Source organism: Streptococcus sp. AM43-2AT (genome assembly GCF_003603405.1).
In the GTDB taxonomy this organism is placed as follows: Bacteria; Bacillota; Bacilli; order Lactobacillales; family Streptococcaceae; genus Streptococcus; species Streptococcus ilei.
Genome location: NZ_QTND01000002.1, coordinates 364,705 through 386,953, shown reverse-complemented (window position 1 = coordinate 386,953; position 22,249 = coordinate 364,705). Strand labels below are relative to the sequence as shown.

Sequence of the window (22,249 nt, the reverse complement as noted above, 5' to 3'; positions counted from 1 at the left end):
TAAGAGATTGTTTAGGTGAAATGGTTCAGTCTTATGCGAGTGTTTGATGAGCGGATTTAGGTAGGATAACCATTTGAGAGAAGGGGGAGTAGAAGAGTAGGATATGATGAAACAATCTGGAGTTAGGAATCGATTATGTTGGACGATCCTATTCATCTTTGTTTATGTTTTAGGAAGTAAAATCACCTTACCCTTTGTGGACCTAGCAAAGGTTTTAAATGTGAACGAAGGTACTGCAAGGGGTCTGGAGTTGACGAGTGCTATCATGGGTGGAAACCTTCGTGGCTTGTCCATTTTTGCCCTCGGGCTTTCGCCTTGGATGTCTTCAATGATCTTGTGGCGGTTGTTTACAGTATCTAAACGTCATAACCTGGAGAGAACCAGTTCGGACCTTGTGGAGCGACGGAAGATGTATCTGACACTTGCTTTGGCTCTTGTGCAATCTTTGGCAGTTTCCCTCTATCTCCCGTTAGAAACAGACCTGAGCCCTCTTCTAGTGGTCTCGCTTAATGCCTTGATTATGATAGCAGGTACTTTTTTCTTAGTCTGGTTAGCTGATTTAAATACCGCACTAGGCTTGGGGAATTCTATTGTGATCATGATGGCGGGGATGCTTCTGTACTTACCAGAGGATGTCCTTGGGACCTTATCAAAGAGTGGGCTTCCAGCATACAGCCTTCTGTTTCTATTTCTCCTCTTGTTAGCATTTATGTATATGGTCGTATGCATCGAGTATGCTCGCTATCGGATCCCTGTGAATAAGCTGGGGATTCACAACAGTTTGAAAGCTCACACGTTTTTAGATGTGAAGCTCAATCCAGCTGGAGGCATGCCCTTTATGTATGCCATGACCTTGGTTTCTATCCCGCAATACATATTTTTGCTGGTCCAAGCCATTAATCCCCATGCTTCATGGGCTGGCACTATTGCTAAGGAGTTGGTAATAGGAGAGCCAGCCTGGATATTTCTCTACGGTCTGATGATGGTCCTTCTGTCCTTTGCTTTTGCCTTTGTAACGGTCAATGGGGAAGAAATTGCAGACAAAATGATGAAAAACTCAGAGTATATTGATTTCGTTTATCCTGGAGAAGAGACGCGTAGGTACATCAATCGAATTGTCTTTCGTTTAACGGTTTTTGGGACGCTGTATTTAATCCTGTTTACCGTGTTGCCCTTCCTTCTTCTGCTTTGGGATAGAGGGCTCTTGCGTTTGGTCATGATTCCAGGAAGTTTTCTCATGTTTGTGGGGATGATCTCGACGATCCGGGAGGAAGTTCGAGCTCTTCGCGTGAACCAACGCTATACAAGATTGTTTTAGGAGTTGCTATGTATTACTTTATCCCAGCCTGGTATGGCAGCGAGCGTATTTGGCACAGTACGACGACGCCTTGGTATTGGTCGAAAGATATGATTGAATTTGATGAGACCATTCATCAAATTCGCGTCTTCCAGGAAGCGGGAGTGGAGCGGAGATTAGTGCTTCCACACTATTGCCCACAACTGCGTTACTACCTCCATCGGCAAGATTTATTGGAAACAGACTATCTGTCGATTTTTGATCACATTCAGGGGATTTCCCCTCGCCAAGAGATGATGCCGATCCAGGTCGAGGATTTGGAATGGCCAGCTCAAACAAGCTTTGCCTATACTCCTTTTCAAATAGTGGCTTTCTGTCGCGGTCAGGTCATCGCTAGTATCGATTTGGGAGTAGATGGGAATCTTCTTTCAGTTAATCGGCTAAAGGATAAAGAAACGGTTTATGTGCAGTATCTGGATGACCGAGGTTTTATTTCCAGTGTCTTATACTACAAAGAGGGAAGTCCGTATTTCCAAGACTATCTAACCCCCGAAGGGAACTGGGTTTTGAGAGAGTTATTGACAGATGCTAGCCACATGGTCTTTGTTAATGAAGCCTTTCAGAAGCAGTTTAAACGAGAAACTTACTCGGACATGGGAGAAGTGGTTGCTGAAAAAATGAAAGCCATACTAGAAGACCTAGTTCCCGGTCACGATCGTATGGTGATTGCGGCCCATCCAGCTAACCTACCCTTTATCCAACAAGTGGAGCGGGGCATTTCAAAGGTTCTCTCTTTTTATGGGCAACGCCAGCCACTATCACAAGAAGATTCCTTGCTTCATTTTTCTTTAAAAGAGGTTGACTTGGTGCTAACTGATAGTGAAAAAACGAAACAAGATTTGCTTCGTCTTGCTCCAAGTATTGCTTCTAAGGTCCATCGCCTGACGTCCTTTGATTCGCGGCTGAGATTGGGAAGCAGTCAAGAGAGGAAAGAGTCGAAAATCTTTTTCTATCTGGATGAAAAGAACCTCCCCTCTCAATCCGCTTTAGAGAAAGTGTTCGAAATCTTAGCGAAAAACCCTTTATTTGAAGTCGTTTTCGCAATCTACAATGCTTCTGATGAAGCAGTAGCGACACTGGATCGGCAGTTAGAAGACTTAGCTGGCGAGATGGGGATGGCTGCTAGAGGTGTTCAGGTTGATTCTCGCGAGCTGGGAGAAAACCACATCCTCGAAGATGCTTCTCTTTTTGAAAAGAAGCTAGATCGTTATAAGGTTCAAAATTTCTTTCATGAGAACGACATCATCAAAGAATTAGAACAGACTCGCTTAATAGTAGATATGAGTGAGGAACCCAATCTGTATACACAGATTGCAGGCATTTCGGCAGGGATTCCTCAGATCAATCGCAGCCAAACGGAGTATGTAGACCATTTAAAAAATGGATATGTCCTGGGGGAGATGGAGGAAGAGCTAGAAAAAGCGATGGACTATTTCCTTAGAGATCTTAAACCATGGAATGAATCGCTGATTTATTCCGTCGAAAAGATTCAAGAATACACAGGCCAGCGCTTGATCGCCAAATGGGAAGGATGGATGGAAAACTAGGATGGACAGAAAGTTGGAAACAGACCATATTCTTCAAATTGGACCTACAAATTGGCAGGGAGAAGTGACGATCCCAGAAGGTCTGAACTGGCATTATTTTTCTATCCAAACACCTCTACAGATAGAGGATTACATGGCGGAGCAAGGCATCAAGCAGTTTAAGGCCTTGGTGCTGGATCATCCTGAAAGGCTATTGAACTTAAAAGAAGAACTGGCTCTATTTCAGCCCTACACTGTTTTCTATGATCAAACATATGATCAAGAGTCATTTACAGAAGAACTGGCTCGTTTGATGCAACTGGTTCAGGCTAAGGCTTGGGATTTTTCTGATAAGGCTCACTTTCTCTATCAACTTCATCGTTTCCTTTATGACGGTCAGTACGGAGATGCTTTTAGCGTCAGAGATTTACGAATTAGAGCAGACTTTGAAGGGATGCAAACGGTCAGAGGGAAACACTTTTTGGAATTAGACGGTTCATATGGAGAGGAGTTTACTCCTATAGCCCAGTGGGTTAACACCTATTCTTATAATGGGACCATTCCTACGGATTTATGGTTAGAGTACGAGAAAACGGCAGGCTGTCAAATCCGTTTGCGGGTCCAATTTTTCCAGAGTGGTAGTCTGGGATCGTTAGAGAAGGAACTCGTCTATTCGGAAGTAGACTTGGTAAGGCCGGTTCTGATTGACGAGCCTGGTCGCTATTACCTATCTTTTTCACTGGAAGCAAGGGGACAGGGACAACTCATTATCGGTGCTTTGCACAAGCGCTTCTCTCACGGTCCCTTTGGAGAAATTTCTCTTGGCTCCCAGACTCTCAGAGACAGCAAGCGTCAGGAAATTTTTGCTTATTTCCATCCAGGAGATCTGAAGCCACCACTGAATATCTATTTCTCTGGTTATCGTCCTGCGGAGGGCTTTGAAGGCTTTTACTTGATGAAAAATATGGGAGCTCCCTTCATTCTCTTTTCGGATCCGCGTCTAGAGGGAGGATGCTTCTATCTTGGCTCTCCAGAGTTAGAAAAGAAGATTCAGGATTTTATCGATTATCATCTCCAAGCCTTAGGATTTGGTCCAAAAGAATTGAACTTTTCAGGTCTATCGATGGGCACTTATGGAGCCCTCTACTATGGAGCTTCATACTCGCCACATGCGATCTTGGTTGGAAAACCTATTGTCAATCTTGGGGATGTGGCGGCCAATCTGAAGTTTAAACGGCCAGATGAATTTGGGACATCACTCGATATGATGCAGTTACTCGTCGGTCAAGTGACGAGTGAAGGGATTGAGGTCTTGAACAAGCGTTTTTGGGATCGATTTGGTCAAGTAACCTTAAAGGATACTCTATTAGCCTTGGCTTATATGCGAGATGATGATTACGACCAGAAGGCTTATTCGGATATTTTAGAAGCTCTTTATCACCAACCGGTTCGGATCATTAGTTCGAGTCGGCCGGGGCGCCACAATGATGCAACGGAATCCATCATTGAGTGGTTCTTGACCCAATACAAAGAAATCATGGAAAGAGATTTTGGTAGAAGCGGATGATTAGGATGAGAAAACAGAAAGGTCGCCAGATTTATTGGGGATCAACCTCTTCGGCAGATTATTTATGGGGGTCTGTTATTCAGAGATTGGCAGTCGATCAGATTCGGTTTACGAATCCTTTAATGCCTTCTGGTCAAGTCTTAAAAACCTGGAAATCCCTCACAAGCTATGGGGAGGATCGGATGGCCCCCAGTCTACCACTTTTACAGAGAGGCCAGACATATGTGCTTGAAGCTCAGATGACTTCTAGGCCTGCTCATACGGTAATGTTGGAAATTGTTTGCCAAGACCGTTTTGGTAAGATGGTGGACCGGCAGGTCAGTACAGAGGGGCAGGTCAGGTTTGTTTATCCAGAGCAAGCTTATTCTTACCAAGTGCGTCTCCTCAGTGCTGGGATGCAAGAGTTTACCTTTCACCATATCACGATTTCTCCGATTTCGTCTGAACAAGGAGCTATTCTGATACAGACTAAATAGATTGCAGTAAATGAGGACCTAGTGGATTTTATTCAATTGAAAAAAATAAAAAAGATTTTAAAAAAGGTTAATGGCTGGAAAGATAGAATGTCTCAATTGACAGACCAGCAGTTACAAGAAAAGACAGAGGAATTCCGCCGTCGTTTCCGAAAAGGGGAGTCACTGGACGATTTGCTAGCAGAAGCTTATGCAGTCGTGAGAGAAGTCTCTCAGCGAGTCTTGGGGATGTTTCCTTACGATGTTCAAGTCATGGGAGCTATCGTTCTCCACCAAGGAAATATTGCAGAGATGGAAACTGGGGAAGGAAAGACCCTAACGGCAACCATGCCAGCTTACCTGAATGCTATAGAAGGGAAGGGGGTTATGGTGATTACCCCCAATACTTATCTGGCAACTCGTGATGCGGAAGAAATGGGTAAGATTTATCGTTTCCTAGGTTTAACGGTCGGGGTTCCACTCCAAGATAGGGAGGGCGAACTCTCCCCAGCTAGGAAGCGGACGCTCTACCAAGCTGACATTGTCTACACTACTAATAGTAGCTTGGGCTTCGACTATCTTTCAGAAAATTTAACAGCCTCTGTCGAAGGTCAATTCCTAGCAAAGTTTAACTATGCTATTGTGGATGAAATTGATTCTATCTTGTTGGATAGTGCTCAGACGCCCTTGATTATCTCAGGTTCTCCTCGAGTTCAATCCAATCTATATGGGATTGTAGATACCTTGGTCCGAACCTTTCAAAAAGGAGAAGAATACAAGATTGACGGAGACAAGAAACAAGTTTGGTTGACCCCTAAAGGGGTGAAGGCAGCCGAGGCTTTTTTATCCATTCAACATTTGTATAATCCTCAACATCGTGATCTCGTCCGCCATATCAATTTGGCATTACAAGCGCATCAAAACTATACAAAAGATAAGGATTATGTCGTCCGTGTAAATGAAAAAGGGGAGAAGGAGATTGTCCTTCTAGATCAGGCAACGGGGCGTCTCATGGAATTGACTCGCCTTCAAGGGGGACTTCATCAGGCACTTGAAGCCAAGGAAGGACTTCCTTTGACACCAGAGACACGGGCCATGGCTTCGATCACTTACCAAAACTTGTTCAAGATGTTTCGGAAACTCGGCGGTATGACGGGAACCGGGAAGGTTGCAGAAGCTGAATTTCTGGAGACCTATGCCATGTCAGTGGTTCAGATCCCAACCAATCGAAAACGCATTCGCCAGGATCTTCCAGATGAGATATACCAGACCTTGCCAGAAAAAGTCTATGCCTCTATTGCCTACATCAAAGAAGTCCATGCAAAGGGAAATCCGATTTTGATTTTTGCTGGATCGGTTGAGATGTCTATCTTGTACTCAAACCTTCTGCTTCGTGAAGGAATTCCCCATAATCTCTTGAATGCCAACAAGGCTTCTCGTGAAGCACAGATTATTGCTGAATCTGGTCAAAAAGGAGCGGTAACAGTTGCCACCTCGATGGCAGGTCGGGGGACAGATATCAAATTAGGGAACGGTGTAGCTGCCTTAGGCGGATTAGTGGTCATCGGGACGGAGAGGATGATGAATCGCAGGATAGATCTCCAAATTCGAGGACGATCAGGACGTCAAGGAGATCCTGGAAAAACCAAGTTCTTTGTCTCTCTGGAGGATGACTTGATCAAAAACTGGGGTCCAAATTGGATCCAGGATAGGTATCAAGATTATGACGTAGAGGATCGACTTCAAGAAGCCAAACCTCTATCTCGGAGAAAATACCAACGTATAATCGCTCAAGCTCAGGATGCGAGTGAAAGTGCTGCGCAAGCTAGTCGTCGCTTGACCTTAGAGTTTGCAGAGAGTATGAATATTCAACGTGATTTAGTTTATAAGGAACGGGATCGTTTAATCAGGTTAGGTAGACGTTTGGACGGATTAATCGAGAAAATTGCCCGAGAAGTTTTTGCCCAGGTAGCCAAAAACAAGAAGTATCAAGACCCGATTGCCTTCTATCACTATATTCTAGATCATATCAGTTATCAGGTTGTTCCTGCCCAGATCCCTCAAGCCTTTCCTTCCAAACAGGCAAAAGAGGATTTTCTCTGGGAGCTAGCCCGCTCTGAGTTACTTGCTAAATATCAAACGCTTGAATCCGATGAGGTGATTGCTCAATTTCAACGGATGGTACTTTTAAAGGCTATTGATGAAAATTGGGTGGAACAAGTGGATTATTTGCAACAATTACGTGTGGCCTTATCTGGCCAGTACACCAGCCAAAAGAATCCGCTGGTCGAATTTTACCAAGAAGCCTACTTGTCTTTCGATCGGATGAAGGCTTTGGCAAAAGAGCAGATGGTTCGCAATCTTTTACTCAGTCGAGTAGAAATCAATACAAAAGGGGAAATTGTCCTGTATTTCCCATAAAAGAGGATTTATGACAGTATACAATATCAATCTTGGGATTGGATGGGCCAGTAGTGGCGTCGAGTATGCACAAGCCTATCGGGCCAAGTTGCTACGACAGATCCAAGAACCCGCAAAATTTATTTTTATGGATATGATATTAGCAGACAATATTCAACACTTAACAGAGAATATTGGCTTTAAAGACCATGAAATCATATGGCTCTACACCCATTTTACAGATATAAAAATTGCGCCTACGACTTACACGGTGGAGCAAGTCCTGGCTGGGTTCGCTGGGAGCCCAACGCGAGAAGAGACCACAGGGAAGGTGAAACGCTATTTCTACGAAGACCAAGACAGTTTTTTGACCTGCTATCTTCGGGACGAAAAGAGTCCCTATGTAGAGCGCTGTGAGTATGTTTCTGGAGGGATCCTAGTCAGAAAAGATTATTTTTCCTATACTCGCTACTGTACAGAGTACTTTATCCCCAAAAATAATCAAGCCCATTTGATTGAACGGCGTTTCTACAATGAGGACGGAAGTGTGGCCTATCGGATGCAGGTGGCAGATGGTCAGGAGATTTACCGTTTCCCGGATCGTTATCTCCTGGGCCGGCAGGAATTGATTCGCTACTTCATGCAAACCCTCAACTTGACCAAACAAGATCTGGTGATTTTGGATCGGGAGACGGACATCGGCCAACCCATTTTTGAAGAGGCCCAAAAAGCTCGTCTAGGAGTCGTGGTCCATGCGGAGCACTATAGTGTCAACAGTACTGATAATCAATATATTTTGTGGAACAATTATTACGATTACCAATTTACTAATGCGGATAAGGTGGACTTCTTTATTGTCGCGACAGATCGCCAAAAGGAAGTTTTGGCAGCGCAATTTGAAAAATATACCCAGCATTCTCCTGCTATTTATACCATTCCGGTAGGAAGTCTTGAAAGTCTACCGCAAAAGGACTCTCGTAAACCTTTTTCTTTGATAACTGCTTCGCGTCTGGCGACAGAAAAACACATCGACTGGTTAATTCGAGCAGTTGTCGAAGCAAAAAAAGAGCTACCTGCTCTCTCTTTTGATATTTATGGAAAAGGCGGAGAGGAAGAGAAACTGCGGTCGCTAATTGAAGAGTTAGGAGCGATGGACTATATCCAGCTCAAAGGGCATATGGATTTGACCGCTATTTACAAAGATTATGAAGTCTATCTATCGGCTTCAACCAGCGAAGGCTTTGGCCTCACCTTGATGGAGGCAATTGGTTCTGGTCTTCCAATCATTGGCTTTGATGTACCCTACGGCAATCAGAACTTTGTTAGAGATGGGGAGAATGGCTACTTGCTTCCGACTGAACCAGACCAGATTGTGGACAGGATAGCGAGGTCCTTCGCTGAAAAGATCCACTTGCTATACCAGAGTCAAAAGGTGGCATCCATGCGTCAAGCATCTTATGCGCGTGCAGAAGATTTTCTAACCAGTAAGGTTGAAAAAGCTTGGTCTCAATTGATTGAGGAGGTGACCCATGCTTAATGTGTTTGATCGGTTTTCGCGCGAAAGCCAAGATCTGCTCTATTCTTTACAAAGAGCAGGTTATAGGCATCCAACCATCGTCTTGGAAGCAAATGGTTTTTTACCCGATGGAGTGGAGTCGCCTTTTCTTTACTTTTTAGGTCGACCGACAGGTGAAAAACGGGGGCGCTTCTTTAACGAAATTTTAGTTCCTGATTTTTGGGAAATTACTGGAGATGCGTCTGGCGGCCGGATTTCCTATTACGGCCAAGAAAAAGCGCGTATCTATTACCAAGGAGCGACTCATAAGCGAATTGTTGAGCGGGTAGAGTGGTTCAATCAAGAGGGACAAGTAAGGACAGTGGATCGCTATGATCAGTATGGTCGCAAAATAGCGGTAACCAGTTGTGATGGTCAGGGCAATCCTTTGTTAACCACCTACTTTGAAGAAGAAATAGAACGCCTGACAGAAAATCATCAAACAGGTGATCTGCTCTTGACCCTGGATCATGAGCCTATGCGTATCTTTAAAAATCGACTAGATTTCTACGTCTTTTATGTCCAATACCGAGGATTTGCTTTAGATCAGGTGATTTTCAATACGCTGGCTCAGTCTTTTGCTTTGAGTTTGCAACTCGGCAAAATGGGACTGGTAGGCCGGGATGTTTTGGTTTGGCAAGAGCCATTACGGGATAATCTGCCAGGCAATATGCAACTCATCCTAAACAGTCCAGATATACGGACGAAGAAGATCTTCATCCCTCAAAGGGAGACCTATCTCCGTGCTCTACAGTTGGTATCACCAGAGCAACAGGGCTTTTTTGCCCCTCTTGGCTATATCTATGATTTTGTAATCAAAGATGATGTTCGTAAGGATGCTTTTGTATTAACAAATTCAGATCGGATTGAAGCCTTACCTTATTTGCTAGAGCAATTACCGGATGTGACCTTCCGAGTTGCTGCAGTGACAGAAATGTCTCCAGAGCTCATGTCTCTAGTCCGCTACCCCAATTTGGTCCTGTATCAGAATATTAGCCAGGAGCGGATCAAGGAGCTCCTTCACCAATCTAGTATCTATCTAGACATCAATCATTTTGGGGAGGTACAAGGGATTGTTCGCAAGGCCTTTGAGCACCGACAGCTAATCCTTGGCTTTGAACAGACTTTACATGACCCGCCTTATCTTGCTAAAGAAAATGTCATTAGGCAAGGAGAAAAAGACAAACTCGTAGCACGTATTAAAGAAATTTATCAATCAATAGAGAACTATCGACACGCAGTTTCAAATCAAATTGCACAGTCTAATGCGATCGAACAGGAAGTATTCCGTTCGAGATTCCAAGAAGGGATAGGTGATAGAAATGCCTGATCAGAAGAAGGACTTGTTCTATAAAGAAGTAGAAGGACGAATGAATGCTCTGAAGCGACGATCCGCAGAAAAAGAAAAAGCAACGCGCTCGGAAAAAGTTAACCTGACCTTAAATGTTGTTATCGGTCTCGTTATCTTGTTGGGGGTACTGCTCACCCTTTTCCGAGTTTTTGGAGGATAAGATGGAAATGCTATTTGTTGTGCTGATGTTCCTTCTATCGATCAGTCTAATCTTGTTGGTGATGTTTCAACCTCGTCAACAACAATCACTATCAACAGATGCGACCAGTAACTTAGGGAAGCCAAACTATTGGCTAGCCCGTCGAGGGATGAAACTAGCGACCTTGATCGTTAGTGTCCTCTTTTTCTTAGTCTTGTTAATCTATCTGCTACTTGCTCGGGCTTAGAAGGATAGGGAAATGAGAAGAAGGCCCTTTCTCTTGAAGTAGTTGCTTGGAACGGGAGCAGAAGTGGGGTCGATAGGTCTGAATCTTTTCTTCTTGGTGATAACTATTTTTTATGGAAGGTATATGAAATATATATTTTTCAAGCTTTCTATTCTATGATAGACTAAGTGCCACCAAGAGAAAAAGAGGTAGATTTATGACAACATTTCAGATTCATACAGTTGAGACAGCGCCAGAAGAGGTAAAAGAGGTTCTTGAAACTGTTCAAAAAGATAATAACGGCTATATTCCAAATCTTATCGGTCTTTTAGCAAACGCACCGACAGCTCTAGAAGCCTATCGCACAGTCGGTGCGATTAACCGTCGGAACAGTTTGACACCAGTTGAACGTGAAGTGGTCCAAATCACTGCCGCGGTGACCAACGGTTGTGCCTTCTGTGTGGCAGGGCATACAGCTTTTTCGATCAAACAGATCCAAATGAATGACGACCTTCTTCAAGCTCTGCGCAATCGTACTCCGATTGAAACAGATCCGAAATTGGATACCTTGGCTAAATTCACCCTAGCAGTGATCAATACCAAGGGACGCGTTGGAGATGAGGCCTTAGCTGAATTTTTAGAAGCAGGTTATAGTCACCAAAATGCTTTGGATGTGGTCCTAGGTGTGAGTTTGGCTAGTCTCTGTAACTATGCCAATAACTTGGCCAATACACCTATCAATCCAGAATTGCAGCCCTACGCGTAAAAGAACCAAACTTGTGCATGAAATGATGGAGCAAAGCTTAAAAATAAGAAAATGAGAAGGAGATTTTATATCTACTTCTTTTTTTGATGATGCCTCCTGATATTTTATGTTATACTGAAAGCGATAAAATAATTGGAGATCAAGATGAAAAAGATTCCTTTAGCATTTTCAGGTTGTCTATTAGGTTTAGCAGGAGCGGGAAACCTTCTGTCTGATACCTTCCCAGTTCTGGCCCATTTTTTCAGTTTGACGGGTTTGTTTCTATGGGTCTTCTTTTTGTTTCACCATCTGATCTACTGGCAAGAAACGAAGATCGAACTTCAAGAACCAGCCCTTCTGTCTGGAATGGCGACCTTTCCCATGGCTGGGATGATTCTATCGACTTATCTCCTCCGACTGTTTCCTACATTTGGAGGACTCGCCCAGATAGTTTGGTGGTCTGCTTTCCTCTTAGATTGTAGCTTAATTTTCTACTTTACCAAGACCCATATATTGGCAAAACCAAGAGCCAATGCCACCCCTAGTTGGACCGTCCTTTATGTGGGGATTGCTGTGGCAACCTTGACCTATCCAGTGGTAGGAGTGGTTGAGTTGGCCTATCTGGCTCTCGGGTTTGGCTTTGTCTTAACCTTGATTCTTTACCCGCTGATCTATCAGGGATTGAAAACTACCCCTTTACCGAGCCACTTATTGGGGCAAGAAGGCATTTATTGTGCGCCCTTTTCTCTTCTGTTAGCGGCCCTCGTTCGTCTTGGTGGAGCTAGTCTGCCGGTTTGGCTCTTATATATCATGATCGGTCTCTCTCAAGGTTTTTATTTCTTCGTTTTAACGCGTCTGCCCAGAATGATAAAAGAAGGGTTTCAACCAGCCTTTTCAGCCTTAACCTTTCCCACGGTCATCACAGCTACTTCCCTGAAAATGGCCCAAGACTTATTACAAAGTCCTCTTTTAAGGCCCCTTGTCTGGCTAGAAACCATTCTTTGCCTAGCCATTCTTGTGTCTGTGCTAGTGGGCTTTACGACTTACAGAAAAGGGTAGAAGAAAGCTTGATAATCGCTACAATAAGCTGGTATTCCAATAGAAACTAGAGGTTAGAGACGGCTGTCTCGACCTCTTTTTTATCCACTTTCTAATTGAATCCTAGGAATGATTATGGTAAGATGCAATAAATCATTTTTAATCCCTTGAAAGGAATGTATGAAATTTTTAAAAACAAAGGCCAAGCTCTTTTATCCACTTTTATTGCTGGTCTTTTACATCTTGGTGCGGCCGCAATTTCGCGAGTTAGCCCAGCTAGTCAGCAACCAAGTCGGCCAAGCCCTTAGCTATTTTTGGACCCTTCTCTTTTTAGAAGCAGGTTATCTGATGCTTGTTTTTTCATTCGTGAAGAAGTATAGTCCACGTAGCGTTTTTCAGTGGGCAAAGAAGAAACAATTCCTCCCCGCTATCTACGCCACTATATTCACTAGTTGTGCCATCTATTGGCTGGACTACTTTCTCAGTGGTTTTACCAAAGGACGTCTAGCTATTTATCACTCCTTTCCGGTGACCTTGGAAGCCTTAGGATCTCTCATCCTCTTTGTCCTAGTGGTCATCATTCGACCGATGACAGTAGAATTGGTCTTCCGTGGAGCGCTTGTCCAAGCCTATTTTAAAAAATGGCCCTTCTATGCGAGTGTATGGGCGCCTGCCCTCATCTATAGCGGATTTCAATTCCTCCAGCATCCCTTTACTGTCTTGAGTTTTTTGATCTATACGATCCCTTCTCTTCTGTTTGGATTACTGAATGAAAAGACAGGCTCCTTGTATTATCCTATCCTTGCTCATATCGGACTGAACTTCATTTATAGCCTACCCATCATCTTGTCAACTATCCAGCATCTCTTCTCCTAGTCGTTTTAACAGTACTGGAGGAAGCTTCAAACCAAGGGCCAGAAGGTCGTTGGTTTTTTTTGAAATTATGGTATAATAGAATAAATTTAAAAGAGGGAGTGGGAGTTTGAGAAAAAGCTATCGTGTCAAGCGAGAAAAAGATTTCAATGCCATTTTTAAAAGTGGTATGAATTGTGCGAATAGAAAATTTGTGATCTACCGTTTGCCACAAGAGCAGCCCCATTTCCGTGTCGGCTTATCTGTTAGTAAAAAACTAGGAAATGCTGTGACACGCAACCGAATCAAGCGCTTGATTCGTCATGTTTTGATGAAGCACCAGGATCATCTTGTAGCAGATGATTTTGTTGTGATTGCTCGAAAGGGTGTTGAAGAGCTGGATTTTGACCAAGTTGAAAAAAATCTAGTCCATGTATTAAAATTAGCGCAAGTCTATCGTCAGGAAAGGTAATTACGTGAAAAAGAAATTAAAAGTAGCTAGCTTATTAGGAGGGACCCTCCTTTTATTAACAGCCTGTGGAACGTCTGAAGTGACTTCCCAATCATCAGGAGTTTGGGAAAAATTCGTTTACTTCTTTGCAGAAGTCATCCGTTTTCTTTCGATTGGAGGAAATACCGGAGTTGGGATTATCCTCTTCACTCTCTTGATTCGGACAATTCTTTTGCCAGTTTTCCAATACCAAATGACCTCCTCGCGCAAAATGCAGGAGATTCAGCCACTAGTGAAAGAAATCCAGGCCAAGTATCCTGGGAAGGATTTGGAAAGCCGCACTCGTATGTCAGAAGAAATGCGGGCCCTCTATAAAGAAAAAGGAGTTAAGACTTCCTCGGCCTTCTTGCCATTGTTTATTCAAATGCCAGTCTTGATGGCCTTGTTCCAAGCTTTGAGTCGGGTAGAATTCCTAAAAGTCGGTCATTTCCTTTGGTTGGATATGAGCGCAACAGACCCAACCTTTATTTTGCCAGTTTTGGCAGCCGTCTTTACTTTCTTTAGTACCTGGTTGAGCAACAAAGCCATGCCAGAAAAAAATGGTGGAATGACAGCCATGATGTATGCAATGCCAGTCATGATTTTCTTCTTCGCCATGTACTCAGCTAGCGGGGTTGCTCTCTACTGGGTAGTTTCCAATGCCTACCAAGTTGGGCAAACTTACCTGTTGAACAATCCATTTAAGATCATTGCGGCGCGTGAAGCAGAGCAACAGGCAATCAAAGATATAGAAAAACAAAAACGACGTGCATTTAATAAAGCACAGAAAAAGAAAAACTAAGAAGGAGTTTGACAGATGGTCCAATATACAGGAGTCAATGTTGAAGAAGCCATTCAAAATGGTTTGAAAGAATTAGATATCCCGCGCATGAAAGCACATATTACTGTCGTTTCTCGTGAAAAGAAAGGGTTCCTCGGTCTCTTTGGTAAGAAGCCAGCTGTGGTAGACATCGAACCGATTGCAGAAACTACGGTTACAAAAGCTAATCAACAAGCTGTTAAGGGAGTTCCTGAGGAAATAAATGTTCAAAACGAACCTGTCAAGAGTGTCAGTGAAGAGACTGTTGATTTGGGTCGTGTGGTGGCTGCGATTAAAAAAGTTGAAGAAGAAGGCCAAGAAGTTTCGGAAGAGGTGAAGGCTGAGATTCTTAAACATGAGAAGGCTCCTGAAACCATTCTTGAAGAACAAGGTCATGGGGAGATTCTCGATTCAAGTCCTAAAGAAACTGAGTCACGCCAAACGTCTGATTTTGCTGATTTGGGCATTGAAGTAGAAGAAAGCTATGACATCGAAAAGGTTGTTTCTGATGTCACTTCCTATGTTCAAACAGTAATTGATGAAATGGATGTAGAAGCTAGCATTTCAAGTAGCTACAACCGTCGAACCATCAACATGCAGATTGACACCAATGAGCCAGGCCGTGTGATTGGCTACCACGGGAAAGTTCTCAAAGCCCTTCAATTGTTGGCGCAGAACTATCTTTACAATCAGTATTCTAAGAATTTCTACATTGCTATCAACGTCAATGATTATGTTGAACACCGTGCAGAAGTCCTTCAAAGCTATGCGCAAAAATTGGCAAGTCGTGCTCTAGAAGAAGGTCAAGCACAACATACAGATCCAATGTCTAATAGCGAACGCAAGATCATCCACCGTATCGTATCGAAAATGGATGGAGTAACGAGCTATTCAGAAGGTGAAGAACCAAATCGTTACGTTGTCGTCGATATTGAAGGTTAATCTACCGTCTAAAAAAGAAGATTTCAAAAGGGAGAGAGGAGTGTAAGCTTGGTCTCTTCTTTTATTTTTGAGAAGGGAATAGCAGTATGTTTGTTAAGATTAAAGACTTTTTGAATTGTCAGGGGATCAAGTACCTAGCCCCTACTAAAGCAGGTGAGGATGCGGAGCGAATGTTGGTCTATCGAGAGATGGGCCAAGAAGCTCGCAAGGAGTTCACTCATCTGGTCAGTGATTTTCAGAAGATTTTTCCGCACTTAAAACAAGAGCGGACCAGTCAGTGGATGAATCAAGCCCAAATTCTTCGCCCTCATTTTTGGGCCTATCTCCAAGGAGAGGGAGAAATAGCGGATCCGATGTTCGCCTTGCGACTTTATGGGGATGCGAAGGACTTTGGTGTATCCTTGGAAGTGAGTTTTATCGAACGCAAGAAGGATGAGGAGAGTCTACAAAAGCAGAACCGAGTTTTAACTCTTCCGGTTTCTTCGCCAGTCTATTATTTCGCCCAAATAGAAGGTGTCAGCCAACGATTTCAAGGGACAGAAGCCAATCGTCTGAGACTTCTCAAAGGTGTGGAAGCTAGCCAAGTCCGCAAGGTCTTGGTTAAAGTCGATGTAAATCTATCACAAGCGACTAGCCGAGATTCCATTCTTGAGGAATTAAAAAAAGGAATGGCCTGCTTGCTTCCATACTATGAAGCAACTCGTCAAAGGATAGAAGGAGATGCCTAATAAAAGCGGTATCATTGAACCTGACCCAACAAATTTTTCATAGCTATTGACAAACAGCCTTGAATCAGATAGAATAGTAAAGTATGTTTAGTAACTGATCACATTATAGCCGGCTAAACGAATACAAAATCTATGAGGAGGTATTCATCGTGAAACGTACTTATCAACCAAGTAAACTTCGTCGTGCGCGCAAACATGGTTTCCGTCACCGTATGGCAACTAAAAACGGTCGTCGCGTATTGGCAGCTCGTCGTCGTAAAGGACGCAAAGTTTTGGCTGCGTAATTCAGATAAAAACCTAAAAACCAGTAGAAACTCGAGACTACTGGTTTTTGTTTTGCCAAAAGTGTATTCAGCTATGCTTTCTGTTATAATAGAGTGAGAAATATCGTAGAAAAGGATCCATATGCAGATTTTTGATACCCATACTCACCTCAACGTTGAAGAGTTTGCAGGGAGAGAACAAGAGGAATTAGAACTAGCAAAAGAGCTGGGAGTCATTGCCCATAATGTTGTTGGTTTTGACAAACCAACCATCGAACGAGCAATAGAATTGGCAGACCAGCACCCAGAAGTTTATCTCACCCTTGGTTGGCATCCTACTGAGGCAGGTGATTATAGTCCTGAGGTAGAGGCTTATCTACTGGAACGGCTGAAACATCCTAAAGTCGTCGCCTTAGGGGAAATCGGTCTGGACTACCACTGGATGACAGCACCTAAGGAAGTTCAAGAGAAGGTGTTTCGCCGTCAGATTCAGCTATCTAAGGAACTAGACTTACCATTTGTGGTTCACACGCGTGATGCGCTAGAAGATACCTATGCCATTATCAAGAGTGAAGGAGTTGGCCCACGCGGTGGGATCATGCATTCTTTCTCAGGAAGTCTAGAAGATGCCAAACGCTTCATGGATTTAGGCATGATGATCTCTTTCTCGGGGGTGGTGACCTTCAAAAAAGCGACAGACATTCAGGAGGCAGCCAAAGAATTACCTTTGGACAAAATCTTGGTTGAAACAGATGCACCCTATCTGGCACCAGTTCCTAAGCGTGGCCGAGAAAATAAAACAGCCTACACCCGTTATGTAGTAGACTTTATTGCAGAACTACGTGGCTTAACGACAGAAGAGGTGGCACAAGCGACCTATGACAATGCGAGAAAGGTATTTGGCCTTGACTGAGAAAAGAAAAATACCAGAAGTGATTGTTGTTGAAGGCAAGGACGATACGGCCAATCTGAAACGCTATTATGAGGTGGATACCTATGAGACACGTGGCTCTGCTATTAATCAGGATGATTTAGAACGAATTGCTACATTGCAAGAGTTGCGTGGAGTCATTGTCTTTACGGATCCAGATTACAATGGGGAGCGGATTCGTAAGATCATCATGCAAGAAATTCCGCAAGCCAAACATGCCTTTTTAAATCGTGGCGAAGCAGTACCCAAATCTAAGACCAAGGGGCGTTCCTTGGGAGTGGAGCATGCCAGTTTTGATGACTTAGAAAAAGCCCTAGCGGGACTGGTGGGCTCCTATGAAGATGAGCACTTCTTTGATATTACCAAATCAGATCTGATGCGACTCGGCCTGCTGATGGGTAGTGAAAGTCGCAAACGACGGGAATATCTAGGAGAAGCCTTGCGCATCGGCTACTGCAATGGCAAACAACTGCTCAAACGCTTGGAATTGTTTGGGGTAACATTAGCGGAAGTTGAAGAAACGATGGCTAGTTATTAAAAAAGAGATAGAGGTAGAAGATGGGATTGTTCGACCTGTTTACAGATAAGAAAAAAGTGATAGGCTTTTCGTTAGAGAATGTTCAAGTGGAGCACCAAAAGAACCCGCGACATTTTTTGATTCCTAGTCAAGAAGAAATCGACCAATTGAAGCTTGGAGATCAGGTTCGCCTTATCTTTGTGCTGGATACCGTTTTGGAGAATGGGTGTCGAGCAGAGCGTATGTGGGTTGAACTGACTGAGATTCGTGATGGAAAATTTAAAGGACGTTTAACCAATCAACCGGCTTATATTACCTCCATCCAGCTTGGAGATGAGCTGGAATTTGCCCAGGAACATATCGCAAGCCTGATGGTTCCTCCGCTGAATCTTGATACGCAAAAAGGGGCCATGATTACCAAGGATTGCTTCCTACGACGTGAGATTAATTGGGCGATTCACGATGTCCCTCATCATCCACAAGATAGTGGTTGGCAATTCTTTACAGGCTTTGAGTCTCAGGAAGATTTGGACGATCCATCTAAGATCACCATTATCAGTCTTGAAGAGGCCTTGGAAATAGAGCCCTTGTTGGAAACCGTCTTAGATAAGAACGGGGAAGCTTATGTCTACCAAGCGGAGCAGAATGCCTTTGTGGAAGACTGTTAGGCTAGCTTGTAGAGAAACACAAGAGAGATAGAGTGATTATTTCTTACACTAAATGGATTAGAAAAGAGAAAAAATGAGAATTGCAGATTATAGCGTGACCAAGGCAGTGCTAGAGCGTCACGGCTTTACCTTTAAAAAATCCTTCGGTCAAAACTTCTTGACCGATACCAACATCCTTCAAAAGATTGTGGATACTGCTGAGATTGATAAGCAGGTCAATGTCATCGAAATCGGTCCTGGAATTGGAGCTCTCACTGAGTTTTTGGCAGAAAATGCCGCAGAAGTGATGGCCTTTGAGATTGATGACCGCTTGGTTCCTATCTTAGCGGATACCTTGCGGGATTTTGACAATGTCACGGTTGTCAACCAAGACATCCTCAAAGTGGATCTCAACCAGTACATCGCAGAGTTTAAAAATCCAGAGCTTCCGATCAAGGTAGTGGCCAACCTTCCTTACTACATCACGACTCCCATCCTCATGCACTTGATCGAGTCTAAAATTCCTTTCCAAGAATTTGTGGTCATGATGCAAAAAGAGGTGGCAGATCGCATTTCAGCCGAACCTAATACCAAGGCTTACGGGTCTTTGTCCATTGCAGTCCAATACTATATGACCGCTAAGGTAGCCTTTATCGTGCCTCGCACCGTCTTTGTGCCAGCGCCAAACGTTGATTCTGCCATCCTCAAGATGGTGCGTCGCCCAGAGCCAGCAGTGGCAGTTAAGGATGAAGATTTCTTCTTCTCTGTCAGCAAGGCTAGCTTTGTTCACCGTCGCAAAACGCTTTGGAACAACTTGACCAGTCGCTTTGGCAAGACCGAAGAAATCAAAGCCAAATTGGAAGCAGGGATCCAAGCTGCAGGCCTGCAACCTTCTGTACGAGGAGAAGCCCTTAGCTTAGAAGACTTCGCCCGACTAGCTGACGGACTTCTAGAAGCTGGGATCAAATAATAGAAAAGACATGGGTTCGTAATCTTCTTTCTTAATTATAAATACGCTATGAAGTACGGTGTTTTTTATGTGTTTTCGAATGATATCGGTTATAAAACGAGACTTTCCGCTGTGAGAAAAGAGCCTAAATAAAAGGTAGTTTAGGCTCTCGGAATTTTTGAGACTTAAGGCTCAAAAATTAGTTATGGAACTTTGGAGAAGTTCGCTAACGTCCGTACTCACCTAAGGAAAGTCTCAAAGAAGTTTTATAAGTAATAAGCCATAGGTCATGACCTATGGCTTATTTGCATCGTAAGGAAAGGACGGGATTTGAACCCGCGCGTGAAGAAAATCCACTTGCCGGATTTCGAGTCCGGTGCCGTACCGAGCTGGGCCACCTTTCCAAGATGCGGAGAAAGGGATTTGAACCCTCACGCCCGAAGGGGCACATGCGCCTGAAGCATGCGTGTCTGCCGTTCCACCACCTCCGCATAGTTCTATTATACTCTTTTTAAAAGAAATGCCAAGAAAAAATAGCATGTTTCTTTTTATCGAACCTATTGAGGAAAAAGAAAGAGGCTGGGAAAATCCAGCCTTTTCTTTTTTTACTTATTCATAACTCACTTGAGGATAAAGTTCTTCTTGTTCTGCAGAGGTATCTTTGAGAAGAAAGATAGCCCATAAGAGAGCAAGAAGAAAGACGACTAAGCCAGGGATCCCGCCTTCAGGTCCAAACTCACCACCTGTGATAATGGTCCGGTTTGAAGTCGTGAAGTACATAAGAGAGGATTCACTATCAAAGCCACTAACATGGAAGCCGTAGACATTGCCCATGATGAAGTTCCAGGCGAAGTGGAAGCCACAAGGACCCCAGATATTTCCTCTCTTCAAGGCATAGACGGCTGTGAAGAGTCCGAAAACAAAGAGGTGGACCGTAGATAGCCAAGAAGCACCATTGTTATTCAAGTGGAAGTAAGAGAACATAGTGGAAGAAATGAGGATGGCAAGGTAGGCATTTTTGTGATAAGAAATAATTGGAATGAGCCAGCCACGAATATAGATTTCTTCGGCTGCCGTTTGGAAAATATAGCCAATTAGAACCAAGATCCAAGATACGAGGAAAGGAAGGCTAAATTGAATGCGATCGAAACGGACATCACCAGTGATAAAGAAGACGATTAAGACCGTGGTAATCATAATGGCGCCGACCAAGACACCCTTAGCGAATTCGGACAGGCCGTTTCCTTTGGTAAAGCCCATGGTCCGAACCGGTCTTTTTTCAATGAGTTTCACCCAGAGGAAGAAGGCGATGATGGTGTAGAGGAAGGACAAAAGGTCTAGAATATTCCACCAGTCAGGAATCCAACTTTGTTTGTTCAAAAAGAAGTTTGTGGAAGCTGTACTAATTGGAGACATGTATTGGGTGATGTAATAGAGAATAAAGGGAGCTAAAAACCAAGGGGTTAAAAACTTCCCTTTTTTTACATTGGAAACGAGAGGGTTACTCTTGGAAAGAAATGAAAAACTCATAAAGGACCTCCTTATAACTGGCAGGGATTAGTAAGAAAGTCAGAAATACTGCCACAAAAATAAGGCTTCTTTCATTACTAATCAGGTAGCTTCGTCAATAAATGTATCAGTCTCCGTCACTTCCTTTCTGTCAAATAGTCTGCACTTCCCACAAGAGGCATATATATTATGTCCTTTCTCTCTATTATAAACCTATCTGAAAACGTTTACAACCGCTTGTGTGCATCTTGCTCAAAAAAACTGAATGGACTTCTTTTTTCATACTTAAGTAAGCAAGCGCTATCGTATATTTTTTGATATAATGGTAGTATTAACTTTAAAGGAGTGCTAGTTGCAAGGAACGATTGTTAAAGCCTTGGCCGGTTTTTATTATGTGGAGTGTGAAGGGAAAATTTACCAAACACGCGCCCGAGGAAATTTCCGGAAAAAGGGACAAACTCCCTATGTTGGAGATAGGGTAGAATTTTCAGCTGAAGAAAATTCGGAAGGCTATATTTTAAAAATATTTCCTCGAAAGAATAGCTTAGTCCGTCCACCGATTGTTAATATTGATCAGGCTGTCGTTATCATGTCCGCCAAAGAGCCCGATTTTAATGTTAATTTATTGGATCGCTTTTTGGTCCTCTTGGAGCAAAAAGTCATTCATCCAATTGTCTATATTTCAAAAATGGACTTACTAGAAGATCCGGCTGTCATGCTTCCTTTTCAAGAAGTCTATCGCCAAATGGGGTATGACTTTGTCACTGATAAGGAAGAGCTCTTGCCTCTCTTGAAGGATCAGGTGACGGTCTTTATGGGCCAAACAGGAGTGGGGAAATCAACCCTCTTGAATACCTTGGCTCCAGAGTTGGAACTAGAGACAGGAGAGATCTCCGACAGCCTTGGACGAGGTCGCCATACGACGCGAGCCGTCAGCTTTTATGATCTCAATGGTGGCAAGATTGCGGATACCCCTGGCTTCTCCTCTTTAGATTATGAAGTCGACAATGCAGAAGATCTGAATCATGCTTTTCCAGACATCGCCAAGGTAAGCCAGGATTGCAAGTTCCGTACTTGTACCCATACACATGAACCATCTTGTGCCGTCAAACCTGCTGTCGAGGAAGGGATCATTGCTTCCTTCCGCTTTGAGAATTACTTACAGTTCTTGAGTGAGATCGAAAATAGACGAGAAACCTATAAAAAAGTATCGAAAAAATTACCCAAATAAGGAGACCTGAATAA

Annotated in this window: 23 protein-coding genes and 2 tRNA genes; 22 read left to right on the top strand and 3 right to left on the bottom strand. The window is 43.4% G+C overall.

Features of this window, described 5'->3' with window-relative positions:
• Positions 1-103: 103 nt before the first annotated feature.
• From secY2 to rsmA, 21 genes are all read left to right on the top strand, one after another.
• The gene (secY2, locus tag DW930_RS06545) at positions 104-1,318 is read left to right on the top strand and encodes an accessory Sec system protein translocase subunit SecY2 (protein WP_123159602.1); all 1,215 of its coding nucleotides are present in this window, start codon (positions 104-106) and stop codon (positions 1,316-1,318) included.
• A gap of 8 nt (positions 1,319-1,326) precedes the next feature.
• On the top strand, positions 1,327-2,904 hold the full coding sequence (gene asp1 / locus DW930_RS06540; RefSeq protein WP_023024550.1) for an accessory Sec system protein Asp1: 1,578 nt from the start codon (positions 1,327-1,329) through the stop codon (positions 2,902-2,904).
• Between the two features lies 1 nt (position 2,905).
• Positions 2,906-4,450, top strand: a complete 1,545-nt coding sequence (gene asp2, locus DW930_RS06535) for an accessory Sec system protein Asp2 (RefSeq protein WP_123159601.1) — start codon at positions 2,906-2,908, stop codon at positions 4,448-4,450.
• A 5-nt stretch (positions 4,451-4,455) separates the two neighbouring features.
• Positions 4,456-4,926, top strand: a complete 471-nt coding sequence (asp3, locus tag DW930_RS06530) for an accessory Sec system protein Asp3 (RefSeq protein WP_042361434.1) — start codon at positions 4,456-4,458, stop codon at positions 4,924-4,926.
• 21 nt (positions 4,927-4,947) lie between these two features.
• Positions 4,948-7,323 carry an accessory Sec system translocase SecA2 gene (gene secA2, locus DW930_RS06525; RefSeq protein WP_023027315.1) on the top strand — a complete coding sequence of 792 codons (2,376 nt, stop codon included), beginning with the start codon at positions 4,948-4,950 and terminating at the stop codon, positions 7,321-7,323.
• A gap of 10 nt (positions 7,324-7,333) precedes the next feature.
• The gene (gene gtfA / locus DW930_RS06520) at positions 7,334-8,839 is read left to right on the top strand and encodes an accessory Sec system glycosyltransferase GtfA (RefSeq protein ID WP_023027314.1); all 1,506 of its coding nucleotides are present in this window, start codon (positions 7,334-7,336) and stop codon (positions 8,837-8,839) included.
• The gene (gene gtfB, locus DW930_RS06515; RefSeq protein ID WP_123159600.1) at positions 8,832-10,187 is read left to right on the top strand and encodes an accessory Sec system glycosylation chaperone GtfB; all 1,356 of its coding nucleotides are present in this window, start codon (positions 8,832-8,834) and stop codon (positions 10,185-10,187) included. The genes gtfA and gtfB overlap by 8 nt, the downstream gene beginning before the upstream one ends.
• Positions 10,180-10,368, top strand: coding sequence for an accessory secretory system protein Asp4 (gene asp4 / locus DW930_RS06510; protein WP_023024538.1), 189 nt, complete (start codon positions 10,180-10,182; stop codon positions 10,366-10,368). Before gtfB ends, asp4 begins: the two co-directional genes overlap by 8 nt.
• 1 nt (position 10,369) lies before the next feature.
• A complete protein-coding gene (locus DW930_RS06505) occupies positions 10,370-10,594 on the top strand; it encodes a preprotein translocase subunit SecG (RefSeq protein WP_023024536.1) in 225 nt (74 codons plus the stop codon).
• Positions 10,595-10,790: 196 nt separating this feature from the next.
• Positions 10,791-11,339: a carboxymuconolactone decarboxylase family protein gene (locus DW930_RS06500; protein ID WP_023024535.1), complete on the top strand. Its 549-nt coding sequence runs from the start codon at positions 10,791-10,793 to the stop codon at positions 11,337-11,339.
• 144 nt (positions 11,340-11,483) lie between these two features.
• Positions 11,484-12,377 (top strand): TDT family transporter, encoded by an 894-nt coding sequence (locus tag DW930_RS06495; RefSeq protein ID WP_123159599.1) that lies wholly within the window; start codon positions 11,484-11,486, stop codon positions 12,375-12,377.
• Between the two features lie 159 nt (positions 12,378-12,536).
• The gene (locus DW930_RS06490) at positions 12,537-13,232 is read left to right on the top strand and encodes a type II CAAX endopeptidase family protein (protein WP_023024531.1); all 696 of its coding nucleotides are present in this window, start codon (positions 12,537-12,539) and stop codon (positions 13,230-13,232) included.
• A 106-nt stretch (positions 13,233-13,338) separates the two neighbouring features.
• Complete coding sequence (gene rnpA / locus DW930_RS06485) at positions 13,339-13,680, top strand: ribonuclease P protein component (protein WP_023024530.1); 342 nt, start codon at positions 13,339-13,341, stop codon at positions 13,678-13,680.
• A 4-nt stretch (positions 13,681-13,684) separates the two neighbouring features.
• Positions 13,685-14,500, top strand: a complete 816-nt coding sequence (locus tag DW930_RS06480) for a YidC/Oxa1 family membrane protein insertase (RefSeq protein WP_123159598.1) — start codon at positions 13,685-13,687, stop codon at positions 14,498-14,500.
• Between the two features lie 15 nt (positions 14,501-14,515).
• Positions 14,516-15,460, top strand: coding sequence for an RNA-binding cell elongation regulator Jag/EloR (jag, locus tag DW930_RS06475; protein WP_123159597.1), 945 nt, complete (start codon positions 14,516-14,518; stop codon positions 15,458-15,460).
• Between the two features lie 86 nt (positions 15,461-15,546).
• On the top strand, positions 15,547-16,188 hold the full coding sequence (locus DW930_RS06470) for a ribonuclease P (RefSeq protein ID WP_117744754.1): 642 nt from the start codon (positions 15,547-15,549) through the stop codon (positions 16,186-16,188).
• Between the two features lie 149 nt (positions 16,189-16,337).
• Positions 16,338-16,472 carry a 50S ribosomal protein L34 gene (gene rpmH / locus DW930_RS06465; RefSeq protein ID WP_003003086.1) on the top strand — a complete coding sequence of 45 codons (135 nt, stop codon included), beginning with the start codon at positions 16,338-16,340 and terminating at the stop codon, positions 16,470-16,472.
• A 121-nt stretch (positions 16,473-16,593) separates the two neighbouring features.
• Positions 16,594-17,364, top strand: a complete 771-nt coding sequence (locus DW930_RS06460; RefSeq protein ID WP_117744753.1) for a TatD family hydrolase — start codon at positions 16,594-16,596, stop codon at positions 17,362-17,364.
• Positions 17,336-17,920 (top strand): ribonuclease M5, encoded by a 585-nt coding sequence (gene rnmV, locus DW930_RS06455; RefSeq protein ID WP_207801607.1) that lies wholly within the window; start codon positions 17,336-17,338, stop codon positions 17,918-17,920. Before DW930_RS06460 ends, rnmV begins: the two co-directional genes overlap by 29 nt.
• A 20-nt stretch (positions 17,921-17,940) precedes the next feature.
• Positions 17,941-18,567 (top strand): DUF2185 domain-containing protein, encoded by a 627-nt coding sequence (locus DW930_RS06450; RefSeq protein WP_123159595.1) that lies wholly within the window; start codon positions 17,941-17,943, stop codon positions 18,565-18,567.
• Positions 18,568-18,640: 73 nt separating this feature from the next.
• Positions 18,641-19,516: a 16S rRNA (adenine(1518)-N(6)/adenine(1519)-N(6))-dimethyltransferase RsmA gene (gene rsmA / locus DW930_RS06445; RefSeq protein ID WP_048715706.1), complete on the top strand. Its 876-nt coding sequence runs from the start codon at positions 18,641-18,643 to the stop codon at positions 19,514-19,516.
• 294 nt (positions 19,517-19,810) lie between these two features.
• Here the strand turns inward: rsmA and DW930_RS06440 are convergent.
• The 3 genes from DW930_RS06440 to DW930_RS06430 all read right to left on the bottom strand — a co-directional run bounded on the left by DW930_RS06440 (position 19,811) and on the right by DW930_RS06430 (position 21,025).
• Positions 19,811-19,899 (bottom strand) — tRNA-Ser (locus DW930_RS06440).
• Between the two features lie 4 nt (positions 19,900-19,903).
• Positions 19,904-19,986: transfer RNA gene (locus DW930_RS06435), tRNA-Leu, on the bottom strand.
• A gap of 118 nt (positions 19,987-20,104) precedes the next feature.
• Positions 20,105-21,025 (bottom strand): type II CAAX endopeptidase family protein, encoded by a 921-nt coding sequence (locus DW930_RS06430; RefSeq protein WP_123159594.1) that lies wholly within the window; start codon positions 21,023-21,025, stop codon positions 20,105-20,107.
• Between the two features lie 331 nt (positions 21,026-21,356).
• Between DW930_RS06430 and rsgA the strand changes: the two genes are divergently transcribed.
• Positions 21,357-22,235 carry a ribosome small subunit-dependent GTPase A gene (gene rsgA / locus DW930_RS10530; RefSeq protein WP_123159593.1) on the top strand — a complete coding sequence of 293 codons (879 nt, stop codon included), beginning with the start codon at positions 21,357-21,359 and terminating at the stop codon, positions 22,233-22,235.
• Positions 22,236-22,249 lie beyond the last annotated feature (14 nt).